The organism is Streptococcus sp. HMSC076C08 (assembly GCF_001810825.1).
In the GTDB taxonomy this organism is placed as follows: domain Bacteria; phylum Bacillota; class Bacilli; order Lactobacillales; family Streptococcaceae; genus Streptococcus.
In genome coordinates this window covers 229320-250492 of sequence record NZ_KV802721.1, presented here as the reverse complement: position 1 = coordinate 250492, position 21173 = coordinate 229320, and the positions used below count along the sequence as shown (strand labels likewise).

The following is a 21173-nucleotide window of genomic DNA, read 5'->3' as shown; positions in this document are numbered from 1 at the left end:
CGTGGTTTGAAGAGATTTTCGAAGAGTATTGGTTAAAAACTTGATAAAGGAGAAATAAAGATGGCAGAAATTTATCTAGCAGGTGGTTGTTTTTGGGGTCTAGAGGAGTATTTTTCACGTATTTCTGGAGTGCTGACAACCAGTGTCGGCTACGCTAATGGGCAAGTCGAAACGACCAATTACCAGTTGCTCAAGGAAACAGACCATGCAGAGACTGTTCAAGTGATTTATGATGAGAAAGCAGTGTCACTCAGAGAGATTTTGCTTTATTATTTCCGTGTTATTGATCCCTTGTCTATTAACCAACAAGGGAATGACCGTGGTCGCCAATATCGAACGGGAATCTATTATCAGGATGAAGCAGACTTGCCAGCTATCTACACAGTGGTGCAGGAGCAGGAGCGTATACTGGGTCGAAAGATTGCAGTAGAGGTGGAGAAACTTCGCCACTACATTTTAGCAGAAGACTACCATCAAGACTATCTCAAGAAAAATCCTTCAGGTTATTGTCATATCGATGTGACGGATGCTGAGAAGCCATTGATTGATGCCTCTAACTATGAAAAGCCTAGTCAAGAGGTGTTAAAGGAAAACCTAACTGAAGAATCCTACCGAGTAACGCAAGAAGCTGCTACAGAGGCGCCGTTTAGTAATGCTTATGACCAAACTTTTGAAGAAGGGATTTATGTAGATATCACGACAGGGGAGCCACTCTTTTTTGCTAAGGATAAGTTTGCCTCAGGTTGTGGTTGGCCAAGTTTTAGTCGTCCGATTTCTAAGGAATTGATTCACTATTACAAGGATTTGAGCCATGGAATGGAGCGAATCGAGGTTCGTTCTCGGTCAGGAAATGCTCACTTGGGTCATGTCTTTACAGATGGACCACAGGAATTAGGTGGCCTCCGTTACTGTATTAATTCTGCTTCCTTACGCTTTATAGCCAAGGATGAGATGGAAAAAGCAGGATATGGCTATCTATTACCTTACTTAAACAAATAAAACTGAGAGGGTGGGGCTTCCCACTTTCTTCATTTCCAGAATAAGAATAGAAGGGATCTATGAAACACTTACTATCTTACTTCAAACCCTATATCAAAGAATCCATTTTAGCCCCCTTGTTCAAGTTGCTAGAAGCTGTGTTTGAACTCTTGGTTCCCATGGTGATTGCTGGGATTGTTGACCAATCCTTGCCTCAGATGGATCAAGGCCATCTCTGGATGCAGATTGGCCTGCTCCTTATCTTTGCAGTGATTGGTGTTTTAGTGGCCTTGATTGCTCAATTTTATTCAGCAAAGGCAGCGGTTGGGTTTGCCAAAGAACTGACAGACGACCTTTATCGTCATATTCTTTCCTTACCCAAGGACAGCAGAGATCGTTTGACAACTTCTAGCTTGGTGACTCGCTTGACTTCGGATACTTACCAAATTCAGACTGGTATCAATCAATTCCTGCGCCTCTTTTTGAGAGCGCCTATTATCGTTTTTGGAGCCATTTTTATGGCCTATCGCATCTCGGCTGAGCTGACTTTCTGGTTCTTAGTTATGGTTGTCATTTTGACGATTGTCATTGTCGGTCTCTCTCGACTGGTCAATCCTCTCTACAGCAGTCTTAGAAAAAAAACGGACCAGCTGGTTCAGGAAACACGCCAGCAATTGCAAGGGATGCGAGTTATTCGTGCTTTTGGTCAGGAAAAACGAGAGTTACAAATTTTTCAAACTCTTAACCACATTTATGCCAGATTGCAAGAAAAAACAGGCTTCTGGTCTAGTTTATTAACACCTCTGACCTATCTGATTGTTAATGGAACTCTTCTCGTCATCATCTGGCAGGGATATATTTCAATTCAAGGAGGTTTACTCAGTCAAGGTGCCCTCATTGCCCTTATCAACTATCTCTTGCAGATTTTGGTGGAATTGGTTAAGCTCGCCATGCTGATCAATTCCCTCAACCAATCCTATATCTCAGCCAAGCGAATCGAGGAAGTCTTTGACGAGGCTCCAGAGGATATCCATTCAGAGTTAGAACAAAAACAAGCTACCGGTGATCGGGTTTTACAAGTCAAAGAGTTAACCTTTACCTATCCTGATGCGGCCCAGCCTTCTCTGAGAAACATTTCCTTTGATATGAAGCAAGGGCAGCTCCTTGGTATCATCGGAGGAACTGGTTCTGGTAAATCAAGCTTGGTGCAAGTCTTACTTGGTCTTTATCCGGCAGACAAGGGGAGCATTGACCTTTATCGAAATGGGCGTAGTCCTCGTAATTTGGAGCAGTGGCGGTCTTGGATTGCTTATGTTCCCCAAAAAGTCGAACTCTTTAAAGGAACTATTCGTTCCAACTTGACATTGGGTTTCAATCGAGAAGTATCTGACCAGCAACTCTGGCAAGCCTTGGAGATTGCGCAAGCTAAGGATTTTGTCAGTGAAAAGGAAGGACTTTTGGATGCCCTAGTTGAGGCAGGAGGTCGAAATTTCTCAGGTGGACAAAAACAAAGGCTGTCTATCGCACGTGCAGTCTTGCGCCAAGTTCCATTTCTCATCCTAGATGATTCGACCTCGGCCCTCGACACCATTACCGAGTCCAAGCTCTTGAAAGCTATTAGAGAAAATCTGCCAAATACGAGCTTAATCTTGATTTCTCAACGGACCTCGACACTTCAGATGGCTGACCAGATTCTCCTCTTGGAAAAAGGTGAGCTACTAGCTGTTGGCAAGCACGATGACTTGATGAAGTCCAGTCAAGTCTATCGTGAAATCAATGCATCCCAACATGGAAAGGAGGACTAGCATGAAACGACAAACCGCAAACCAGACGCTCAAACGTTTGGCTAAGGATTTAGCAAGCCATCCCTTCCTCCTTTTTCTAGCCTTTCTAGGAACTATTGCCCAAGTTGGTTTATCAATTTACCTACCTATTCTAATTGGGCAGGTCATTGACCAGGTCCTGGTGGCTGGTTCATCACAAGTTTTTTGGCAGATTTTCATTCAGATGATATTGGTGGTTATAGGAAATACTCTGGTACAATGGGCCAATCCTCTCCTCTATAATCGCCTAATCTTCTCTTATACTAAAGATTTGCGAGAGCGAATCATTCATAAGCTCCATCGTTTACCGATTGCTTTTGTGGATCGGCAGGGCAGTGGAGAGATGGTTAGTCGTGTGACCACAGACATAGAACAGTTGGCAGCTGGCTTGACCATGATTTTTAACCAATTTTTCATTGGTGTCTTGATGATTTTGGTTAGTATTCTAGCAATGCTCCAAATTCATCTCCTCATGACCCTCTTGGTCTTGCTGTTGACGCCTCTGTCCATGGTAATTTCACGATTTATTGCCAAACGGTCCTATCATCTCTTCCAGAAGCAAACAGAGACGAGGGGAATTCAGACTCAGTTGATTGAAGAATCGCTTAGCCAGCAGACTATTATCCAGTCTTTCAATGCTCAAACAGAGTTTATCCAAAAACTGCATGAGGCGAATGCCAACTACGCAGGCTATTCTCAGTCAGCCATCTTTTATTCATCAACGGTCAATCCTTCAACTCGCTTTGTCAACGCACTCATTTATGCTCTTCTTGCTGGAGTAGGAGCTTATCGAATCATGATGGGGTCCACCTTGACCATCGGACGTTTAGTGACTTTTTTGAATTACGTCCAACAGTACACCAAGCCTTTTAATGATATTTCTTCTGTTTTAGCTGAGTTGCAAAGTGCTCTCGCTTGCGCAGAGCGTGTCTATGCTGTCTTAGAAAGTCCTGAGGTTGCTGAAACAGGTAAGGAAGTCTTGACCAGTGACCAAGTCAAGGGAGCCATTTCCTTTAAACATGTTTCTTTTGGCTACCATCCTGAAAAAATCTTGATTAAGAACTTATCCATCGATATCCCAGCTGGTAGCAAGGTGGCCATCGTTGGTCCGACAGGTGCTGGTAAGTCAACTCTTATCAATCTCCTCATGCGTTTTTATCCTATTAACTCGGGAGATATCTTGTTAGATGGGCAATCCATTTATGATTATACCCGAGCGTCATTGAGACAGCAGTTTGGAATGGTACTCCAAGAAACTTGGCTCAAGCAAGGGACCATTCATGACAATATTGCCTTTGGAAATCCTGATGCCAGTAGGGAGCAGGTGATTGCTGCCGCAAAAGCAGCCAATGCAGACTTTTTCATCCAACAACTGCCGCAGGGCTATGATACCAAACTGGAAAATGCGGGTGAATCACTCTCTGTTGGTCAGGCTCAGCTTTTGACCATTGCGCGTGTCTTTCTGGCTATTACCAAGATTCTTATCTTAGACGAGGCGACCTCCTCCATCGATACACGGACAGAAGTGCTAGTACAGGATGCCTTTGCCAAACTCATGAAGGATCGCACAAGCTTTATCATTGCTCACCGTTTGTCAACCATTCAGGATGCGGATTTGATTCTAGTCTTGGTGGATGGTAACATCGTGGAATACGGCAATCATCAGGAACTCATGGCTAGAAAGGGCAAGTATTACCAAATGCAAAAAGCAGCAGCTTTTAGCTCTGAATAATCCTTTCTATTTTGAAATCTTATGGACAAAAAAAGTTGCCTTCGGGTGACTTTTTTGTTACAATAGCTAGAAAAAATCAGGGTCTTAGAAGGAGAAAACAATGAAAGTCTATCAGCATGTAAATATCGTGACTTGTGACAAAGATTTCCATGTTTATTTGGATGGTATCTTAGCCGTTAAGGACTCTCAAATCGTCTATGTCGGCCAAGAGGAGCCAGAGATTTTAGAGCAAGCTGAGCAGATTATAGACTATCAGGGAGCCTGGATTATGCCTGGTTTGGTTAATTGCCATACCCATTCTGCTATGACAGGTTTGCGAGGGATCCGGGATGATAGTAATCTCCATGAATGGCTCAATGACTATATCTGGCCAGCAGAAGCAGGATTTACTCCCGATATGACTACCAAGGCAGTCAAAGAAGCTCTGACAGAGATGCTCCAGTCAGGAACAACAACCTTCAACGATATGTATAATCCTAATGGTGTGGATATTGAGCAAATTTATCAGGCAGTTAAGGAATCTAAGATGCGTTGTTATTTCTCACCGACCCTCTTTTCTTCAGAGGCAGAAACAACTGCTGAGACTATAAGCAGAACACGAGCCATCATAGAGGAAATCTTAGGATATGAAAATCCAAATTTCAAGGTTATGGTAGCTCCTCATTCTCCCTATAGCTGTAGTAGAGACTTGCTGGAAGCAAGCATAGAAATGGCAAAAGAACTGGCCATTCCTATCCATATCCATGTGGCGGAGACCAAGGAGGAATCAGGAATTATCTTGAAATGCTATAGCAAACGCCCTCTCGCCTTTCTAGAAGAACTAGGTTACTTAGATCATCCGTCTGTCTTTGCTCACGGGGTCGAATTAAACGAGAGAGAAATTGAACGCTTGGCAACTTCTCATGTGGCAATCGCCCATAATCCTATCAGTAACCTCAAACTGGCCTCAGGGATTGCTCCAATCATCCAACTCCAAAAAGCAGGAGTAGCAGTCGGAATTGCGACAGACTCGGTTGCTTCCAATAACAATCTAGATATGTTTGAGGAAGGACGGACTGCAGCCCTTCTTCAAAAGATGAAAAGTGGAGATGCCAGCCAATTTCCTATCGAGACAGCCCTTAAGGCGTTGACGATCGAAGGAGCTAAGGTTCTAGGAATGGAAAAGCAGATAGGAAGCCTAGAAGTTGGCAAGCAAGCGGATTTTCTGGTCATTCAACCACAAGGAAAAATCCATCTTCAACCTCAGAAAAATATGCTCTCTCATCTGGTTTATGCTGTCAAATCCAGTGATGTTGAAGATGTTTATATCGCTGGAGAACAGGTGGTTAAGCAAGGCAAAGTTTTGACAGTAGAGATTTAAAAAAATTTAAAAAAAGTTTGCAAAAATCTTGCATTCTTTTTTTGTCTATGCTATACTTATATACGGTTTGAAAAAACTGCCTAAGACAGTAGGGGAGCTCGACTCATAAGTATCCTACCGAGGACAAAACGTATCATGTAAAAAGAAGCGTATTGTACTTTCGTGTCTAGGTTTGGGCGCGTTTTTCTTTTGGAAAATTTCCCCAAGCAAAATAATAACGGAGGTGAACACACTAATGAGTGAAGCAATTATTGCTAAAAAAGCGGAACTAGTTGACGTAGTAGCTGAAAAAATGAAAGCTGCTGCATCTATCGTCGTTGTAGACGCTCGTGGTTTGACAGTTGAGCAAGATACAGTTCTTCGTCGTGAGCTTCGTGGAAGCGAAGTTGAGTATAAAGTCATTAAAAACTCAATCTTGCGTCGTGCAGCTGAAAAAGCTGGTCTTGAAGATCTTGCATCAGTATTTGTTGGACCATCTGCAGTAGCATTTTCTAACGAAGATGTTATCGCACCAGCGAAAATCTTGAACGATTTTGCTAAAAACGCTGAAGCACTTGAAATCAAAGGTGGTGCAATCGAAGGCGCTGTCGCATCTAAAGAAGAAATCGTTGCTCTTGCAACTCTTCCAAACCGCGAAGGACTTCTTTCTATGCTCCTTTCTGTACTTCAAGCGCCAGTGCGCAACGTTGCTCTTGCAGTCAAAGCGGTTGCAGAAAGCAAAGAAGACGCAGCTTAATCTTAAGCTACGCAGCGTAGCCTAGCTACGTAAAAACTATTATAAAATTTAAAACTTATTTGGAGGAAATAACAATGGCATTGAACATTGAAAACATTATTGCTGAAATTAAAGAAGCTTCAATCCTTGAATTGAACGACCTTGTAAAAGCTATCGAAGAAGAATTTGGTGTAACTGCAGCTGCTCCTGTAGCTGTTGCTGCAGCTGGTGCTGCTGACGCTGGTGCTGCTAAAGACTCATTTGACGTTGAGTTGACAGCTGCTGGTGACAAAAAAGTTGGCGTTATCAAAGTTGTACGTGAAATCACTGGTCTTGGACTTAAAGAAGCTAAAGAACTTGTTGATGGTGCACCAGGTGTCATCAAAGAAGGCGTTCCAACTGCAGAAGCTGAAGAAATCAAAGCTAAATTGGAAGAAGCTGGAGCTTCAGTTACTCTTAAATAATCAATATCAGATTGTTTAAGGCTGAAAGCCTAGTATTATAGCCTTTTCGCTCTTGAAAAAGGTGATATAAAAGGGAGTATTTCGTTTGAAGCACCCCCACAGACACCCCCACAAATTTTTGTGGGGGTGTTATTTTTTATTATTAAATATCAAATCCTAAAAGTTTAGCCATATCATATTCGTCATTGCTCATATTATCGTTGTAGTATTTTTCTTGTGCTACTTCAGCTTGAATATTATCCTCCTCTTGCATTTCCTTAAATGCAACTATATTTAGTTGTCTAGAAAATTCTTTTAGATAAGAAGCTCCATCCCCTTCAATACTTGCATTTTTCATTGCATTCCTAATACCTGTTGATAAGTGTGGAAACTTCTGAAAAACTAATGCTCCCATTTGTAAAGCTAATCTTATATGTTTTAATTTTTCAATATTTTGTGAGTGACTGGTATTATTGTTTTCTTCTAAAATTTCTAATTCGCGAAATTTTTTTAGTAGCTTAATGTCTAATTTCTTTTTTCTTTTGGTTAGTGAATTAAATAGAAATCGTCCGTCATCTTCTCCAGTATAGAGGTCTTTATCTCTCATAAATGTATCTTGATTTGAATTATATTTTTCTTTGTATAGTTTATACTCATCTTTTAGTATTTTAGAATAGTTTGTTTTTATATATAAGTCTAAAATATTTTCTTTAGTTAAAAAATCATCAATGTTGATAAATTTTTTGTAGCATTCTAACGAAATATCATAATATCTATCATCAATGAAATTAAATTGTTCAACTTCATTTTTAATAAAACTTGCAATAGTTTCTAAGTATTTGCTACCATATATAAATTTATCTGAATCATCATCTGTTGTTGAAAATATCCATAAAAGATAGTGACAGCATTCAGGGTGATTCAGAAAGATTGCACCTAGTTCTAGTGTGTCTCTTAGGTATGAAGATGCTTTATTGTATTCTCTATTTTCGAAGTATTTTAAGTCTTCTATATAATCTACAATCAAAGGCAATTTTTTAAACTCCGAGAGAATATCAGTTATATCTTTCCTATTACCTTTTTTTAATTCTAAATAATAGGAATCAGGATTTTTTAAACCAGCTTTAATTTCTTTGTCTATAAAGTCCCCCGCTCTCGTGTATCTTCCTTGTTCTTTGTATTGTTCAAATTGTTTTTCTATGAGTTTAGAGTAATTCTGTTTAATATAATTCTCAACAATAGTATCGATGTCAAAAATGCCTTTTATCTTAATGTAAGGTTCGTAGAAACTATACCAGTCATTTGATTTATTCATAATATGTCCTATTCTAAAATTATGATTTATATGTCACATTTTATGATTACTCTATCACTTTTTTAAAATAAAATCAATCTTTTTGTGTCTTAAATATTGCAGACTACGTAACAAGAAATTGCTAGAATAGTCTTGTAAACGAAATATATTTCATGACACGGCAGCATTCTAGAAAGTCTGTCCACGCATTTTTTGTCTAAATAGCCCGTTCTATAACTAACTTATGCCTCATAGCTAAACGTGGGAGTTGTGAGGCTAGAAAGTAGGTCAAAATGACTGAAGACAAAAAGATTTCTCTAGGTATCTACAAGAGCCAACAAAAACTCTTAGAAGCAATGTCTGGGGCTGTTACAGTTCCTTCCTCTCTAAACGTTGTTGATATAAACACAGGTATTATGAATGAGGGCGAAGGGAACCAACGCTCTTGGGCAAACCTAACTGCCGTTGACACACTTCTTTATGAGAAGTTTGAAAGTATTGGTCAAGAGGAGTTTTGTCCAACTTTCAAGGTAAAACTCAAAAATTATCTAGGAGAAGACCTATCACAACTTCAAGATATGACTATCTCTTTTGAGGATTTTGAGTTGGCATTTGTCACTGACAAGTACAAGCAACCTATTGGGCTTGCACTGGTACTTGAACTAAACACTATTTCAGTAAACTAAGAGGTCTCCACTATGAAAAAAGTTCAAAGTGCTTTACGTAAATTCATTTCGCTTAAATGGTACTATCAGCTTGCTATTGCATTAGTAAGTGCAGTTACAGTAGCCTTACTTATTAAATTTTTAATTTGGTTCGTTCCGATTATTGGAGCAATTCTAGTCCTACTCTTTGTTTTTACTGAGGGGGAAATCTTTTCTACAATGTGGGAAAGTTATAAGCAAAGAAAACAAGCTCCTACCAATCCCCTATTTGTAACGGTTTATCATAGGTTAACTGAATGCTGCGTTACAGATTTACCTGTTTCTACTTTGCAGTTCGTGCAAGGAGTTGAGTTTCCTGACATCAATCAAGGATTATACTTTGTTCATCTCGAAAAAGAAATCAGTGATGAACTACTTTGGGAGTTCGAAACCAAGGTAAGGCAAACAGTTAAATTTGTGTCTAATGGTTTAATGGATTGTGTGGTCAGTCGCTCTATGCGTGAACCGTTTCTAGCAATCAAGGTACGTTTAGTGTCAGCTGATGACATGATTTTAATTCAAAAAAACCAAATGGAAGAGGACTTCTAGCATGATTAAAAACGTTTTCGAGGCCAACAGTAGGGGACAACCTATCCCTGTTTCTATTGACATAAATCGACAGAATGCCTGGCTGGTTGCTGGGCCGTCAGGAGCGGGAAAATCGTCTTTCTTAAGGCGAATAGTCGGTCTCATTTCATTTCATGATACAGATGCTGAAGCTTACTTTCTCGATTTTAAAGCAGATGAAGCAATGTTTCCAATGACTGGCAACCATGTCGCAAGAGGCTTTGACTGTTTAGAACTATTCGAAACAGTCTACCAACGCTTTTATGCAAGACTAAATAAACAAGAAAATATTGCTCATAATCTCTACCTAATTTTCGATGAATGGCAGGCTTTCCTTGCATATCTCGAACAAACTGATAAGAAGAAACACAAAGATGTTTTATCGAAAATGTTGATGATGAATAGCATGGGTAGAAGTCTAGGTTTACGAATCATTTTATCTAGTCAACGTTTCTTGATGTCTGACCTTCCGGGGCGCTACAATTTTAATTGTGTCATATCCTTATCAACTAGCTTTCTGTTAGCAACAAACAACAGACAACTCCTTTTTCCTGATATGGAAAAAGATGAAGTTGTAGTAAAACCTAGAGGATATGGATATTTTCAGCTAGAGGGAGAATCTGTCAAGATGTTTCGTACGATTCAAGTAAGGGACGAGGAACGGTTAAATCAACGGATGCAGGAGCTATTTTCAAGATATAGCTAGCGCTTTTTCTGCTACACTTGTTAGGTACGACAGTAAGCTTATTTTGAAGTTTCATCATCGGTATAGTGTCGGTACGACCTCATTAGCAGGGAAATGCCTATTTGCAAGGGCTTGAGGGGTGGAGATTTTTTAAGCGCAACGATGCCAACGGCAGGAAGTGAAGCGCCAAAAATACTACCCCGGCCCTTGTTGGATTGGCAAGCGTTCTCGGTTCGATGAGGTTTCATCGGGCAGGAGAGGCTGGAATTTGGCAAAGCCCCAAGAGAAGATTTATTGGGGTTACTACGACCCCCAATAAATCAATAATCAATAATCAATAATCAATAATCAATAATCATAGAAAGAAGATAAAATGATAAAAGATAAACGCTCCAATAAATGGGCTTTTCTAATATATAAAGAAAGTGCACCAGAAAATTATTTAGAAATTCTCGAAGAAATTCACGTTCCATTTGTCCTGTCACCGTGGCATGATAAGGATGTAAACAAAAAAACTGGAGAATTTAAGAAAGCACATAAGCATGGGGCATTCTACTTTGATTCTCTCAAAAGCTTCTCTCAGGTGTCAGAGCTTATCAAAGATAAACTAAACGGTCCTAGTCATGTGGAACCTGTCATATCACCAAAAGGTATGTACGATTATTTCATACATGCTGAGAACCCTGAAAAAACTTTATATAATATAGAGGATGTTGAAGCAGGGTGTGGATTCGAACTTGATAAGTTTTTAATAGAGCAAAATTCAAATTTATTCTTAGAAACTGTTATCGATGTCATCACTAATAATAATTTTACTGAGTTCGAAGACTTAGTTCACTTTGCTAGACATAATAACACATCGCTTTTGGGACTGATTATCGAAAGAACATATTTTTTTACAAGATTCTTAGATTCAAGACGACACAGACCACAAAACAGGAGTAAAAATAAAACCTCCACCCTTTCAAACACTTTGGCGAGCGATAAAGGGGTGAAGGTAAATACAGAAGAATAAGGACATCTCCTGATATCTTTATTATATAGAAAAGAGGTAAATATGACAAGGACAGTTAATCATAAACAATTAATTGAGCTGGGCTTTTCAAAATCAGCTTCAAAACAGATTATCAAAGAAGGAAAGTTAATTGCAGTCAAAAGATTTGAAGAAGCTAGAAATTCTTCAAATAATGTGGTACACTTAAGTAAATCACCTTTTGACAATAGGCGATTAGACTTAGCTCCTACCAGTATTGTAGAGGAACTACTAGGTTTTCAAATTTCACTTTAAGGAGGAATTGAAAACATGTCTAAAAAATATAAAGGTGTATTTAGAGATAGTAAGGGTCGGATTTACTGTCAAACTGAATTTAAGGCTACTGCGACTGGAAAAAGGCAACGATTCAAGCGGTATCGTAATATGTGGGGTAAGCCTTTTCGAAGTGAGAAAGAAGCCTATGACGAGCTATGTAGAGTAAGAGTGGAGTTCTATGACAAATTCGATTATTCGGATTATAATTTGACCTTTGCTCAATATATGGAAGATATTTTTCTTCCGTATTACAAGCAGACTGTTCAAGATTCTACATATCGAACAGCCATTACTCATTTTCAGCTTTTTATAGAAGTTTTTGGAAAGATAAAACTGCGTGATATTAGACCACGTGACTGTGAAAAGTTTCGCTTGAAATTGATTGCAGATTATTCTCCAAATTATGCAAAATGTGTATGGATAAGGTTTAAGCAGTGTCTCGGATATGCGGAGCGTATGGAATATATTAAAAACTTTCCATGTAAGGCTTTGGATAATCCGAAAGGAAAACGACCGGACACAAAGTTTTGGACTTTTGAAGACTTCAAAAAAGTTCTAGCTACCTTTGATTTGACTAATTACGAGGATTTACATCGTTACACGACGACTTGGTTATATTATATGACTGGCGTGCGAGTGAGTGAGGGGTTTGCTCTTTTGTGGTCTGATTATGATAAGGAAAATAAAAAACTCTTTGTTCATGCGACTATAGAAGCTCTAAAAGGTGGGATTTATAAACGTAAGGAGCAGACAAAGACTGAAGCAGGGGTTAGGTTAGTTGATTTAGATGATGAAACTGTTAAAGTTCTTGAACGCTGGCGAGAAGTTCAAATTTCAAATTCTGATGATGATTTTATTCTGTCAAAATTTGGCGAACCTATGGTAAAATCTACTCTTACTAGAATGTTAAAACGGCATGCTAAATTGGCAGGAATTCCTGAAATTACTGGTAAAGGATTAAGGCATAGCCATGATTCCTTTATGATAAATGTCCTAAAAAAAGATGTCCTGTCCGTTTCTCAACGCTCTGGACGAGTGGACAAGGCAACTACTCTAAATACTTATTCTCATTTTTACAATGCTAACAAGCAAACAATAGGAAATGAGATAACTGATTTATTGCAAAAGGAGGGGTTAAATTTGACACCCCCGCAAACACCCCCACGGGAAAATGTAGAGAAGAAAAACGCTTAATAGCAAGCTTTATGAGTTTTACGCTTATATTACTCTTAAATAATAGAGCAACTACATTAGTAGCTTAAAAAACATATAAAACCGCTATTCTCAGGAGTAGCGGTTTTTTCTGTTACGATTTAAAATGGGTAAACCTACTTGAAATTATAGTCTGATACGAAAGTTCTAGTTTTTTTACTAACAATTACTAGAATCTTGATAGAAATTCAATTTTTTTCTTGACCCTGACCTTAGGGAAGGGATTATACTAATAGTAGATAAGAAAGGAGATTATTATGCAAATCAATACGATTCGTTCAGATAAAGTTTATCAGGAGATGCTCGAGCTTCCTTTAGAAAAGAGAGAAGATCTCTTTCGAGCTAAAATATTAGAACCTTTTGCAACCAAATACCAAACTCAACACATTCCTTTAAAAGCAAAGTACCCTGGAGGATTTGATGCTCTATTCCTACTTGGCTTTATGAATCTGTTGCCCGCAACTCTCTCGGGAAAGGATAGACCGGCTATTGATGCCCTGAGCTCTGATCAACTCTGGCAAGACTGCCAGGATACCATTAAAAGAAGTATTGGCCTTTTTGAACAGGCTGGCTATGATTTAGAGGTTGAGGATTACCATTTTACTATTTTATTGGGCAATCCAGAAAAACCTATGCTACAGCTCAATAAAGGTTACAGCGGAGATGGTGGAATCCCAGGTTATCTCATGTTAAGCATACTGCCTAATGACTATACTTTGCCACGTATTCAAGCGGCATTGGCTCACGAGTGCAACCACAATGTCCGCTTCCAATTTATCAAATGGAACCAGCAGACGACACTAGCAGACTGGGTAGTCAGTGAAGGATTGGCAGAGTCTTTTGCTGCTGAGCTCTATGGCAAGGAGCTCATTGGACCCTGGGTTACTTCAACCAGTTCAGAGCAATTAGAGGAGATTAAGCCCATCATCTCAAGTCAGCTTCAGCTAACAGGGATGGCGGAAATGGCTCCTTATCTCTACGGTGATGAAATTGCAGAGCTTCAAGGTCAGATACCAGTTGGTATGCCTTATGCTGCGGGCTATGCTTATGGCTATCATCTGATACAAGCTTATCTAAAAAGGACAGGCAAGAGCATTATTGAGGCCACAGTAACATCAACAGAAGAGATTTTAGAGGCGACGAAAGACTTTTGGAAATGACACATTTTTGCTTGATAATCTGCTAGAATCTGATATAATGTAGGTGATTTCAGGAGGTGATAGTATGCACTATAAAAAAATTGAATTGAAGGTGACAGATCAAGGGATTCATGAGCGCAAGATTTTTCAAGGTGTTAAAATTTTTAGCCGTAGCAAGTTATCCAAAGATCAGAAAAGCATTCTAACACAGAAGATTTACCTGACTCCGAAGCAAAACATCGTTTACTATCAACGGACAGATGTCAACTATGACCAGAACTGGCAGCATAATAAGGACTATTACGAATTAGTTTATGGTCAGTTGGACAGAGAGACTGTTTTTAAGGTTTGTCAAGATTTTGACGAACTAAGTCCTTTTCTGGAAAATGAGCTGCTTGAGAAGATAAAAGAAAAGCAGTTAACAGGCAAATTTTTTGAAAAATTAGATATATAAAAATCCGGCTGCTTTTATAAGCAGTCGGATTTATTCTAGTGTGATAGTGCTGAAACAATACCTTGGGCAATCATAGCATTGGCTACGTTTTTGAAGGCAGCGATGTTAGCACCAGCCAGGTAGTCAGTACCAAGCCCGTATGTTTCAGCAGTTGTTTTAACTGTATTAAAGATATTGGTCATGATATCTTTGAGACGGCCAGAGTATACTGCCATCTATTCATCTGATGAGAGAGATTTTATCATCCAGATATTCATAGCTGGGTGGCCGGCGGCGTTAGAAAGTGGTTGTTGCAATGCTGTAAAACCATAATGCTGATAGATTGCCACAGCCGTAGCCAGTTCAGTAGAGGTTTCTAGATAAAGTTGTTCATAACCTGCTAGGCGGGCTTCCTGGAATATCCGCTTTATCAAGCTGCTGGAATAACCTTTTCCACGACTGTTTTTAGTGACATACAGTTTTTGTAATTCAGCAATCTTATCAGACACAGGTGCAAAGCCACCACAGCCAACCAGCTGCCCTTCGTCTTCCAGGACAAAGTAAGCTGCTCTCTCTTGCTGTTGATAATAGTCGGCCAAATGATCTAGATGAGAATCAAAGTAGACAGTTCCTGGTTTGTCAAGCCCGAATTCTTCTAGGCTAGCTCTAATGAGTTGTGCTACAGCTGGATTGTCTCTCACTTCCATTGACCGTAAGTTCATCATTTGTCCTCCGATAGGATGTATCGACTAATTAAACAATACCTTGTGCAATCATAGCGTTTGCCACGTTTTCGAAGGCAGCGATATTTGCTCCTGCAAGGTAGTCAGTACCAAGTCCGTATGTTTCAGCAGTTATTTTAGCTGTGTTAAAGATGTTGGTCATGATGTCTTTGAGACGTCCATCAACTTCTTCACGGGTCCATGAGAGTCGAAGACTGTTTTGGCTCATTTCAAGCGCAGATACAGCTACACCACCAGCGTTGGCAGCTTTGGCAGGTCCGTAAAGGATTCCGTTTTCTTTGTAGACTTTAATCGCATCAAGGTCACTAGGCATGTTGGCACCTTCAGATACACAGATAATACCTTGAGCAACTAAGCGTTTAGCTGCGTCACCATTGATTTCGTTTTGAGTGGCACATGGGAGAGCGATGTCGTAGTTCCCAGCGTAAGTCCAGACAGAACCTTCATGGTAAGTAGCAGTTGCTTTCTCAGCTGCATACTCAGTCAAACGAGCACGGCGTTTTTCTTTAACATCAACCAAAAGGTCGAAATCAATACCGTTTTCATCGATGACATAACCGTTTGAGTCAGATACAGAGATGACAGTAGCGCCAAGTTCAGTTGCTTTTTGAAGAGCGTATTGAGCTACGTTACCAGAACCTGAAATGACCACTTTCTTACCAGCAAAACTGTTACCATTAGCTTTGAGCATTTCTTCAGTGTAGTAAACCAAACCATAACCAGTTGCTTCTGGACGAATCAAACTACCACCAAATCCAAGAGGTTTACCAGTCAAGACACCCGCATCAAATTGGTTAAGACGTTTGTATTGTCCGTAAAGGTAACCAATTTCACGTCCACCAACACCAATATCACCAGCTGGAACGTCAAGTGATGGTCCGATGTATTTTTGCAATTCAGTCATGAAGCTTTGGCAGAAGCGCATCACTTCAGCATCAGTTTTGCCTTTAGGATCGAAGTCTGATCCCCCTTTACCTCCACCGATAGGAAGTCCAGTCAAGACATTTTTAAAGATTTGTTCGAATCCGAGGAATTTCAAAATCCCTTGGTTTACAGTTGGGTGGAAACGAAGTCCGCCTTTATATGGTCCAACAGCTGAGTTGAATTGAACACGGTAACCACGGTTGACTTGTACTTTACCTTCACGGTCAACCCAAGGAACACGGAAAGAAATCACGCGCTCAGGCTCAGTGATGCGTGCCAAGATGTTTTCTTCGATATACTCAGGATGTTTTTCAAATACAGGTTCCAAAGTGCTGAAGAATTCTTCAACCGCCTGGAGAAATTCAGCCTCATGCCCGTTACGAGCTGTTACAGTTTCAAACACGCTTTGGATATATTCTTTAGCAGATGTCATATCGTTCTCCTTTTTGTTGTTATATTTTATTACATGAGCCATTATAGCAGAATTTTTTTTGAGTGTAAAGAAAAAAACAGAAATTTTCTAAAAATTCTTTCAATTTACAAAACCGAACGTTTTATATAGAAATTAGTTTCTCAAAGAGAAAATCTTAAAGTATGGTATAATATTAGAAATAAAAGGAATCAGGAGGATTAGAATCATGGTATCAACGAAAACACAAATAGCTGGATTTGAGTTTGACAATTGCTTGATGAATGCAGCGGGTGTGGCTTGTATGACGATAGGAGAGCTTGAAGGGGTCAAAAACTCAGCGGCAGGTACTTTTGTTACGAAGACTGCGACCTTGGACTTCCGTCAGGGAAATCCTGAACCACGTTACCAGGATGTTCCACTTGGTTCTATCAACTCCATGGGCTTGCCAAATAATGGCTTAGACTACTATCTGGACTATCTTTTGGACTTGCAGGAAAAAGAGCCAAACCATACTTTCTTCCTATCTCTGGTCGGCATGTCTCCAGAAGAAACACATACCATCTTGAAAAAAGTTCAAGAGAGTGAATTCAAAGGACTGACAGAGCTTAATCTCTCTTGTCCAAATGTTCCAGGAAAACCTCAGATTGCTTATGATTTTGAGACAACAGATTGTATCTTGGCAGAAGTATTTGCCTACTTTACCAAACCTCTTGGAATCAAATTGCCACCTTATTTTGATATTGTTCACTTTGATCAAGCGGCTGCTATTTTCAACAAATATCCACTCAAGTTTGTTAACTGTGTTAATTCTATCGGAAATGGTCTCTATATTGAAGATGAGTCTGTCGTGATTCGTCCCAAAAACGGTTTCGGTGGCATTGGTGGAGAGTATATCAAACCAACAGCTCTAGCGAATGTACATGCCTTCTACCAACGTCTCAATCCTCAAATCCAAATCATCGGAACGGGTGGCGTATTGTCAGGTCGTGATGCCTTTGAACATATCCTTTGTGGTGCTAGTATGGTACAGGTGGGAACCACCCTTCATAAGGAAGGCGTTGGTGCTTTTGAGCGCATTACCAATGAACTAAAAGCAATCATGACGGAAAAAGGGTACGAGAGCCTAGAAGATTTCCGTGGGAAATTGCGCTATATTGACTAAACAAAATAGAAAAACAAGAAGAAAGGAGAGAAGATGCTAGCCATAGAAGAGAGTCAAAACTTGTCTTTATCAAACTTATCTAGCTTGAATCTATTTACAGGGACAGACCAGGGCCAGTTTGAAGTTATGAAGAGTCAAGTATTGAAGCAGATTGGCTATGATCCAGCCGACCTCAATTTTGCCTACTTTGACATGAAAGAAGTAGCCTATAAGGATGTGGAACTGGAGCTGGTCAGTCTCCCTTTCTTTGCGGATGAGAAAATCGTGATACTTGATCATTTTGTCGATATTACAACAGCCAAGAAACGTTTTTTAACAGATGATGAACTCAAGTCATTTGAGGAATATCTTGACAATCCTTCACCAACGACTAAACTCTTAATTTTTGCAGAAGGAAAGCTGGATAGCAAGAGACGGTTGGTTAAACTTCTCAAACGTGATGCGACTGTCTTTGATGCAGTAGAAGCCAGAGAACAAGAACTCCGCCAGTATTTCCAAAAATGGAGCCAGAGACAAGGTCTGCAGTTTGCGGAAAAATCTTTTGAAAATCTACTTCTCAAATCTGGTTTTCAATTTAGTGAAATCCAGAAAAACCTCCTTTTTTTACAGTCTTATAAGTCAGACGGTGTGATAGAGGAGAAGGACATTGTCGAGGCTATTCCAAAGACTCTCCAGGACAATATTTTTGATTTGACTCAGCTTATTTTAGCTAAGAAGATTGACCTGGCCCGTGACCTAGTTAGAGACTTGACCTTGCAAGGGGAGGATGAGATCAAGCTCATAGCTGTCATGTTAGGACAGTTTCGTACCTTTACCCAAGTGAAGATTTTATCAGAGACTGGTCAGACGGAATCGCAGATCGCAAGCAGTCTGGGAACTTACTTGGGGCGTAATCCTAATCCTTATCAAATCAAGTTTGCACTGAGAGATTCGAGAGGGATTTCCATTGCCTTTCTCAAGCGAGCGATTTCTTATTTGATTGAAACAGACTACCAGATTAAGACAGGTGTCTATGAAAAAGGCTACCTGTTTGAAAAGGCGCTTTTGCAGATCGCGGCAGAAGCAAATTGAGCAAAAAACTTGAAAAAAGAGAATGATTGCGTTATCATTTTCATATAGAAAGAAAAAGAGGTATTACAGATGGCTATTATCTTACCAGACCTTCCATACGCGTATGACGCTTTGGAACCATACATCGATGCTGAAACAATGCACTTGCACCATGACAAACACCATCAAACTTATGTCAACAATGCAAATGCTGCTCTTGAAAAACACCCTGAAATCGGTGAAGACCTTGAAGCCTTGCTTGCTGATGTAGATTCTATCCCAGCTGATATCCGCCAAGCGCTTATCAACAATGGTGGTGGACACTTGAACCACGCTCTTTTCTGGGAATTGATGACTCCTGAGAAAACAGCTCCATCAGCAGAACTTGCAGCAGCAATCGATGCAACATTTGGTTCATTTGAAGAGTTCCAAGCAGCCTTTACAGCAGCAGCTACAACTCGCTTTGGTTCTGGCTGGGCATGGTTGGTTGTCAACAAAGAAGGGAAGCTTGAAGTGACTTCAACAGCAAACCAAGACACACCAATCTCAGAAGGTAAAAAACCAATTTTGGGCTTGGATGTTTGGGAACATGCTTACTACGTGAAATACCGCAACGTGCGTCCTGACTACATCAAAGCTTTCTTCTCAGTCATTAACTGGAACAAGGTAGACGAGCTTTACGCAGCAGCTAAATAATAAAATATGGAGGGAAGAATTGTTCTTCTCTTTTTAAGGTTATAAAGCAGAAGTCTGACAGAATCGTCAGACTTTTTTCATTTTCAGGATATTCGTGCCAACTTGTAGAAAATATGGTAAAATAGAGTGTTAAGTAATCATGGAAAAGGAAGACTATGCGTAAAGAAATTGCACCTGAATTATACAACTATAACAAGTTTCCTGGCCCAGAATTTCATATGAATGGGGATAAGATTGAGACTGAAGGAATCGCTTTTACCTTGGTTGAAAATATCAAGGATGCTTTCGATGTGACAGTCTTTAATCAACGCTTCTCAGAAGTGTTGACCAAGTTTGATTATGTCGTGGGGGACTGGAGCAATGAACAGCTTCGCCTACGCGGTTTTTACAAAGACGATCGAACAGAGGAAAAAATTGAAAAAATCAGTCGCTTACAGGATTATCTTTTAGAGTATTGTAGTTATGGTTGTGCTTATTTTGTCCTAGAAAACCAAGCGCCTAAGCGTGCGTCATTTGACAAGAAAATGCGTAAAAAAGAAGAGGAAAACCTTCCTAGAAGAGGCAAGAAACCTTCGCAAAACAAGAGAAAACCAAATGCGGATAAGAGAAATAGACGTCGTCATAAGGATCAAAAGTCTCAGAAAGAGGACAAGGGACAGCGCCATTTTGTCATTCGTCAGAAATAGATAGAGAATAAGGAGAAGAGATGAAACCGTCTATTTATAGTTTAACACGTCAAGCCATGCAAGAATGGGTATTAGAACAAGGAGAAAAAAAATTCCGAGCAGATCAAATCTGGGAATGGCTCTACCGTAAACGTGTCCAGTCCTTTGAAGAAATGACCAACCTTTCCAAGGATTTGATTGCTAAGCTCAATGACCAGTTTGTGGTCAATCCTTTGAAACAACGTATTGTACAAGAGTCGGCTGACGGTACTGTTAAGTATCTTTTCGAGTTGCCAGATGGTATGTTGATTGAAACAGTGCTGATGCGTCAACACTATGGTTTATCAGTCTGTGTGACCACACAGGTGGGATGTAACATTGGTTGTACTTTCTGTGCATCAGGCTTGATTAAGAAGCAACGTGACCTTAATAACGGTGAAATCGTAGCGCAGATCATGTTGGTTCAGAAATACTTTGATGAGCGTGGGCAGGACGAACGTGTCAGCCATATCGTTGTCATGGGAATTGGTGAACCATTTGATAACTACAACAATGTTTTGAATTTTGTCCGTACCATCAATGATGACAAGGGGATGGCTATCGGTGCTCGTCACATCACAGTTTCAACTTCAGGTTTGGCTCATAAAATTCGTGACTTTGCTAATGAAGGCGTACAGGTCAATCTCGCTGTTTCCCTTCACGCACCCAATAATGAATTGCGCTCAAGCATCATGAAGATTAACCGTGCCTTTCCGATAGAAAAGCTTTTTGCAGCTATTGAGTACTATATCGAAACAACTAATCGACGTGTGACCTTTGAATACATCATGCTCAATGAAGTCAACGACGGTGTTGAACAAGCCTTGGAACTGGCGGAGTTGCTCAAGAACATCAAGAAATTGTCTTATGTCAACTTGATTCCTTATAATCCAGTTAGTGAACATGACCAATATAGCCGTAGTCCTAAAGAGCGCGTGATGGCCTTCTACGATACCCTCAAGAAAAAAGGGGTCAACTGTGTTGTTCGTCAAGAACATGGTACTGATATTGATGCAGCTTGTGGACAATTGCGCTCCAATACAATGAAACGTGACCGCCAGAAGGCAGTCGCAGCGGTAAATCCATAA

22 protein-coding genes, 1 pseudogene and 1 other annotated feature are annotated in these 21173 nt (G+C 39.9%); of the genes and pseudogenes, 19 read left to right on the top strand and 4 right to left on the bottom strand.

Annotated features, from left to right (window positions below):
• Nucleotides 1–60 precede the first annotated feature (60 nt).
• The 6 genes from msrB to rplL all read left to right on the top strand — a co-directional run bounded on the left by msrB (nt 61) and on the right by rplL (nt 7072).
• On the top strand, nt 61–999 hold the full coding sequence (msrB, locus tag HMPREF2766_RS02820; protein WP_070567625.1) for a peptide-methionine (R)-S-oxide reductase MsrB: 939 nt from the start codon (nt 61–63) through the stop codon (nt 997–999).
• 59 nt (nt 1000–1058) lie between these two features.
• On the top strand, nt 1059–2783 hold the full coding sequence (locus HMPREF2766_RS02815; protein WP_070567623.1) for an ABC transporter ATP-binding protein: 1725 nt from the start codon (nt 1059–1061) through the stop codon (nt 2781–2783).
• 1 nt (nt 2784) lies between these two features.
• Entirely contained in the window at nt 2785–4533 is a 1749-nt protein-coding gene (locus HMPREF2766_RS02810) for an ABC transporter ATP-binding protein (protein ID WP_070567622.1), read from the top strand.
• 100 nt (nt 4534–4633) lie between these two features.
• Nucleotides 4634–5893, top strand: a complete 1260-nt coding sequence (locus HMPREF2766_RS02805; RefSeq protein WP_070567621.1) for a TRZ/ATZ family protein — start codon at nt 4634–4636, stop codon at nt 5891–5893.
• A gap of 61 nt (nt 5894–5954) precedes the next feature.
• Nucleotides 5955–6090, top strand: a sequence feature (ribosomal protein L10 leader region).
• Between the two features lie 38 nt (nt 6091–6128).
• Nucleotides 6129–6629 (top strand): 50S ribosomal protein L10, encoded by a 501-nt coding sequence (gene rplJ / locus HMPREF2766_RS02800; RefSeq protein ID WP_070567620.1) that lies wholly within the window; start codon nt 6129–6131, stop codon nt 6627–6629.
• 74 nt (nt 6630–6703) lie between these two features.
• A complete protein-coding gene (rplL, locus tag HMPREF2766_RS02795; protein ID WP_001196964.1) occupies nt 6704–7072 on the top strand; it encodes a 50S ribosomal protein L7/L12 in 369 nt (122 codons plus the stop codon).
• Between the two features lie 142 nt (nt 7073–7214).
• On the opposite strand, the gene HMPREF2766_RS02790 is transcribed toward rplL, so the two are convergent.
• Nucleotides 7215–8366, bottom strand: a complete 1152-nt coding sequence (locus HMPREF2766_RS02790) for a hypothetical protein (RefSeq protein WP_070567619.1) — start codon at nt 8364–8366, stop codon at nt 7215–7217.
• A gap of 272 nt (nt 8367–8638) precedes the next feature.
• Here HMPREF2766_RS02790 and HMPREF2766_RS02785 point away from each other — a divergent pair, with 272 nt between their 5' ends.
• The 8 genes from HMPREF2766_RS02785 to HMPREF2766_RS02750 all read left to right on the top strand — a co-directional run bounded on the left by HMPREF2766_RS02785 (nt 8639) and on the right by HMPREF2766_RS02750 (nt 14415).
• Nucleotides 8639–9031: a hypothetical protein gene (locus HMPREF2766_RS02785; protein WP_070567617.1), complete on the top strand. Its 393-nt coding sequence runs from the start codon at nt 8639–8641 to the stop codon at nt 9029–9031.
• Between the two features lie 12 nt (nt 9032–9043).
• Nucleotides 9044–9598 (top strand): hypothetical protein, encoded by a 555-nt coding sequence (locus tag HMPREF2766_RS02780; RefSeq protein ID WP_070567615.1) that lies wholly within the window; start codon nt 9044–9046, stop codon nt 9596–9598.
• A 1-nt stretch (nt 9599) separates the two neighbouring features.
• Nucleotides 9600–10322: an ATP-binding protein gene (locus HMPREF2766_RS02775; RefSeq protein WP_070567613.1), complete on the top strand. Its 723-nt coding sequence runs from the start codon at nt 9600–9602 to the stop codon at nt 10320–10322.
• A gap of 352 nt (nt 10323–10674) precedes the next feature.
• A complete protein-coding gene (locus HMPREF2766_RS02770) occupies nt 10675–11316 on the top strand; it encodes a replication protein (protein WP_070567611.1) in 642 nt (213 codons plus the stop codon).
• Nucleotides 11317–11358: 42 nt separating this feature from the next.
• Complete coding sequence (locus HMPREF2766_RS02765; protein ID WP_070567609.1) at nt 11359–11589, top strand: DUF3173 family protein; 231 nt, start codon at nt 11359–11361, stop codon at nt 11587–11589.
• 15 nt (nt 11590–11604) lie between these two features.
• Nucleotides 11605–12804 (top strand): tyrosine-type recombinase/integrase, encoded by a 1200-nt coding sequence (locus HMPREF2766_RS02760; protein ID WP_070567606.1) that lies wholly within the window; start codon nt 11605–11607, stop codon nt 12802–12804.
• Between the two features lie 275 nt (nt 12805–13079).
• Nucleotides 13080–13982, top strand: coding sequence for a DUF2268 domain-containing putative Zn-dependent protease (locus HMPREF2766_RS02755; protein WP_070567604.1), 903 nt, complete (start codon nt 13080–13082; stop codon nt 13980–13982).
• A gap of 64 nt (nt 13983–14046) precedes the next feature.
• A complete protein-coding gene (locus HMPREF2766_RS02750) occupies nt 14047–14415 on the top strand; it encodes an EXLDI protein (protein ID WP_070567602.1) in 369 nt (122 codons plus the stop codon).
• Nucleotides 14416–14450: 35 nt separating this feature from the next.
• Here the strand turns inward: HMPREF2766_RS02750 and HMPREF2766_RS02745 are convergent.
• The 3 genes and pseudogenes from HMPREF2766_RS02745 to gdhA form a co-directional block, all read right to left on the bottom strand.
• Nucleotides 14451–14615, bottom strand: a pseudogene (locus tag HMPREF2766_RS02745) (NADP-specific glutamate dehydrogenase); the annotation flags it as partial.
• A 15-nt stretch (nt 14616–14630) separates the two neighbouring features.
• Entirely contained in the window at nt 14631–15116 is a 486-nt protein-coding gene (locus HMPREF2766_RS02740) for a GNAT family N-acetyltransferase (RefSeq protein ID WP_070567599.1), read from the bottom strand.
• Nucleotides 15117–15147: 31 nt separating this feature from the next.
• Entirely contained in the window at nt 15148–16494 is a 1347-nt protein-coding gene (gdhA, locus tag HMPREF2766_RS02735; RefSeq protein ID WP_070567597.1) for an NADP-specific glutamate dehydrogenase, read from the bottom strand.
• A 205-nt stretch (nt 16495–16699) separates the two neighbouring features.
• Between gdhA and HMPREF2766_RS02730 the strand changes: the two genes are divergently transcribed.
• The 5 genes from HMPREF2766_RS02730 (at nt 16700) to rlmN (ending at nt 21173) form a co-directional block, all read left to right on the top strand.
• Entirely contained in the window at nt 16700–17635 is a 936-nt protein-coding gene (locus HMPREF2766_RS02730; protein WP_070567595.1) for a dihydroorotate oxidase, read from the top strand.
• Nucleotides 17636–17668: 33 nt separating this feature from the next.
• On the top strand, nt 17669–18706 hold the full coding sequence (gene holA / locus HMPREF2766_RS02725; protein WP_070567593.1) for a DNA polymerase III subunit delta: 1038 nt from the start codon (nt 17669–17671) through the stop codon (nt 18704–18706).
• A 69-nt stretch (nt 18707–18775) separates the two neighbouring features.
• Complete coding sequence (gene sodA / locus HMPREF2766_RS02720; RefSeq protein WP_000974728.1) at nt 18776–19381, top strand: superoxide dismutase SodA; 606 nt, start codon at nt 18776–18778, stop codon at nt 19379–19381.
• A gap of 155 nt (nt 19382–19536) precedes the next feature.
• Nucleotides 19537–20067, top strand: a complete 531-nt coding sequence (locus HMPREF2766_RS02715; RefSeq protein WP_070567592.1) for a YutD family protein — start codon at nt 19537–19539, stop codon at nt 20065–20067.
• Between the two features lie 20 nt (nt 20068–20087).
• A complete protein-coding gene (rlmN, locus tag HMPREF2766_RS02710) occupies nt 20088–21173 on the top strand; it encodes a dual-specificity RNA methyltransferase RlmN (RefSeq protein ID WP_070567590.1) in 1086 nt (361 codons plus the stop codon).

Coding starts and splice junctions, on each gene's coding strand:
- HMPREF2766_RS02740 (WP_070567599.1), bottom strand. CDS start 15,116: ATGAACTTACGGTCAATGGAAGTGAGAGACAATCCAGCTGTAGCACAA.
- HMPREF2766_RS02805 (WP_070567621.1), top strand. CDS start 4,634: ATGAAAGTCTATCAGCATGTAAATATCGTGACTTGTGACAAAGATTTC.
- HMPREF2766_RS02765 (WP_070567609.1), top strand. CDS start 11,359: ATGACAAGGACAGTTAATCATAAACAATTAATTGAGCTGGGCTTTTCA.
- HMPREF2766_RS02760 (WP_070567606.1), top strand. CDS start 11,605: ATGTCTAAAAAATATAAAGGTGTATTTAGAGATAGTAAGGGTCGGATT.
- HMPREF2766_RS02715 (WP_070567592.1), top strand. CDS start 19,537: ATGCGTAAAGAAATTGCACCTGAATTATACAACTATAACAAGTTTCCT.
- msrB (WP_070567625.1), top strand. CDS start 61: ATGGCAGAAATTTATCTAGCAGGTGGTTGTTTTTGGGGTCTAGAGGAG.
- HMPREF2766_RS02780 (WP_070567615.1), top strand. CDS start 9,044: ATGAAAAAAGTTCAAAGTGCTTTACGTAAATTCATTTCGCTTAAATGG.
- rlmN (WP_070567590.1), top strand. CDS start 20,088: ATGAAACCGTCTATTTATAGTTTAACACGTCAAGCCATGCAAGAATGG.
- HMPREF2766_RS02790 (WP_070567619.1), bottom strand. CDS start 8,366: ATGAATAAATCAAATGACTGGTATAGTTTCTACGAACCTTACATTAAG.
- gdhA (WP_070567597.1), bottom strand. CDS start 16,494: ATGACATCTGCTAAAGAATATATCCAAAGCGTGTTTGAAACTGTAACA.
- rplL (WP_001196964.1), top strand. CDS start 6,704: ATGGCATTGAACATTGAAAACATTATTGCTGAAATTAAAGAAGCTTCA.
- HMPREF2766_RS02775 (WP_070567613.1), top strand. CDS start 9,600: ATGATTAAAAACGTTTTCGAGGCCAACAGTAGGGGACAACCTATCCCT.
- HMPREF2766_RS02755 (WP_070567604.1), top strand. CDS start 13,080: ATGCAAATCAATACGATTCGTTCAGATAAAGTTTATCAGGAGATGCTC.
- HMPREF2766_RS02785 (WP_070567617.1), top strand. CDS start 8,639: ATGACTGAAGACAAAAAGATTTCTCTAGGTATCTACAAGAGCCAACAA.
- HMPREF2766_RS02770 (WP_070567611.1), top strand. CDS start 10,675: ATGATAAAAGATAAACGCTCCAATAAATGGGCTTTTCTAATATATAAA.
- HMPREF2766_RS02810 (WP_070567622.1), top strand. CDS start 2,785: ATGAAACGACAAACCGCAAACCAGACGCTCAAACGTTTGGCTAAGGAT.
- rplJ (WP_070567620.1), top strand. CDS start 6,129: ATGAGTGAAGCAATTATTGCTAAAAAAGCGGAACTAGTTGACGTAGTA.
- HMPREF2766_RS02730 (WP_070567595.1), top strand. CDS start 16,700: ATGGTATCAACGAAAACACAAATAGCTGGATTTGAGTTTGACAATTGC.
- holA (WP_070567593.1), top strand. CDS start 17,669: ATGCTAGCCATAGAAGAGAGTCAAAACTTGTCTTTATCAAACTTATCT.
- sodA (WP_000974728.1), top strand. CDS start 18,776: ATGGCTATTATCTTACCAGACCTTCCATACGCGTATGACGCTTTGGAA.
- HMPREF2766_RS02750 (WP_070567602.1), top strand. CDS start 14,047: ATGCACTATAAAAAAATTGAATTGAAGGTGACAGATCAAGGGATTCAT.
- HMPREF2766_RS02815 (WP_070567623.1), top strand. CDS start 1,059: ATGAAACACTTACTATCTTACTTCAAACCCTATATCAAAGAATCCATT.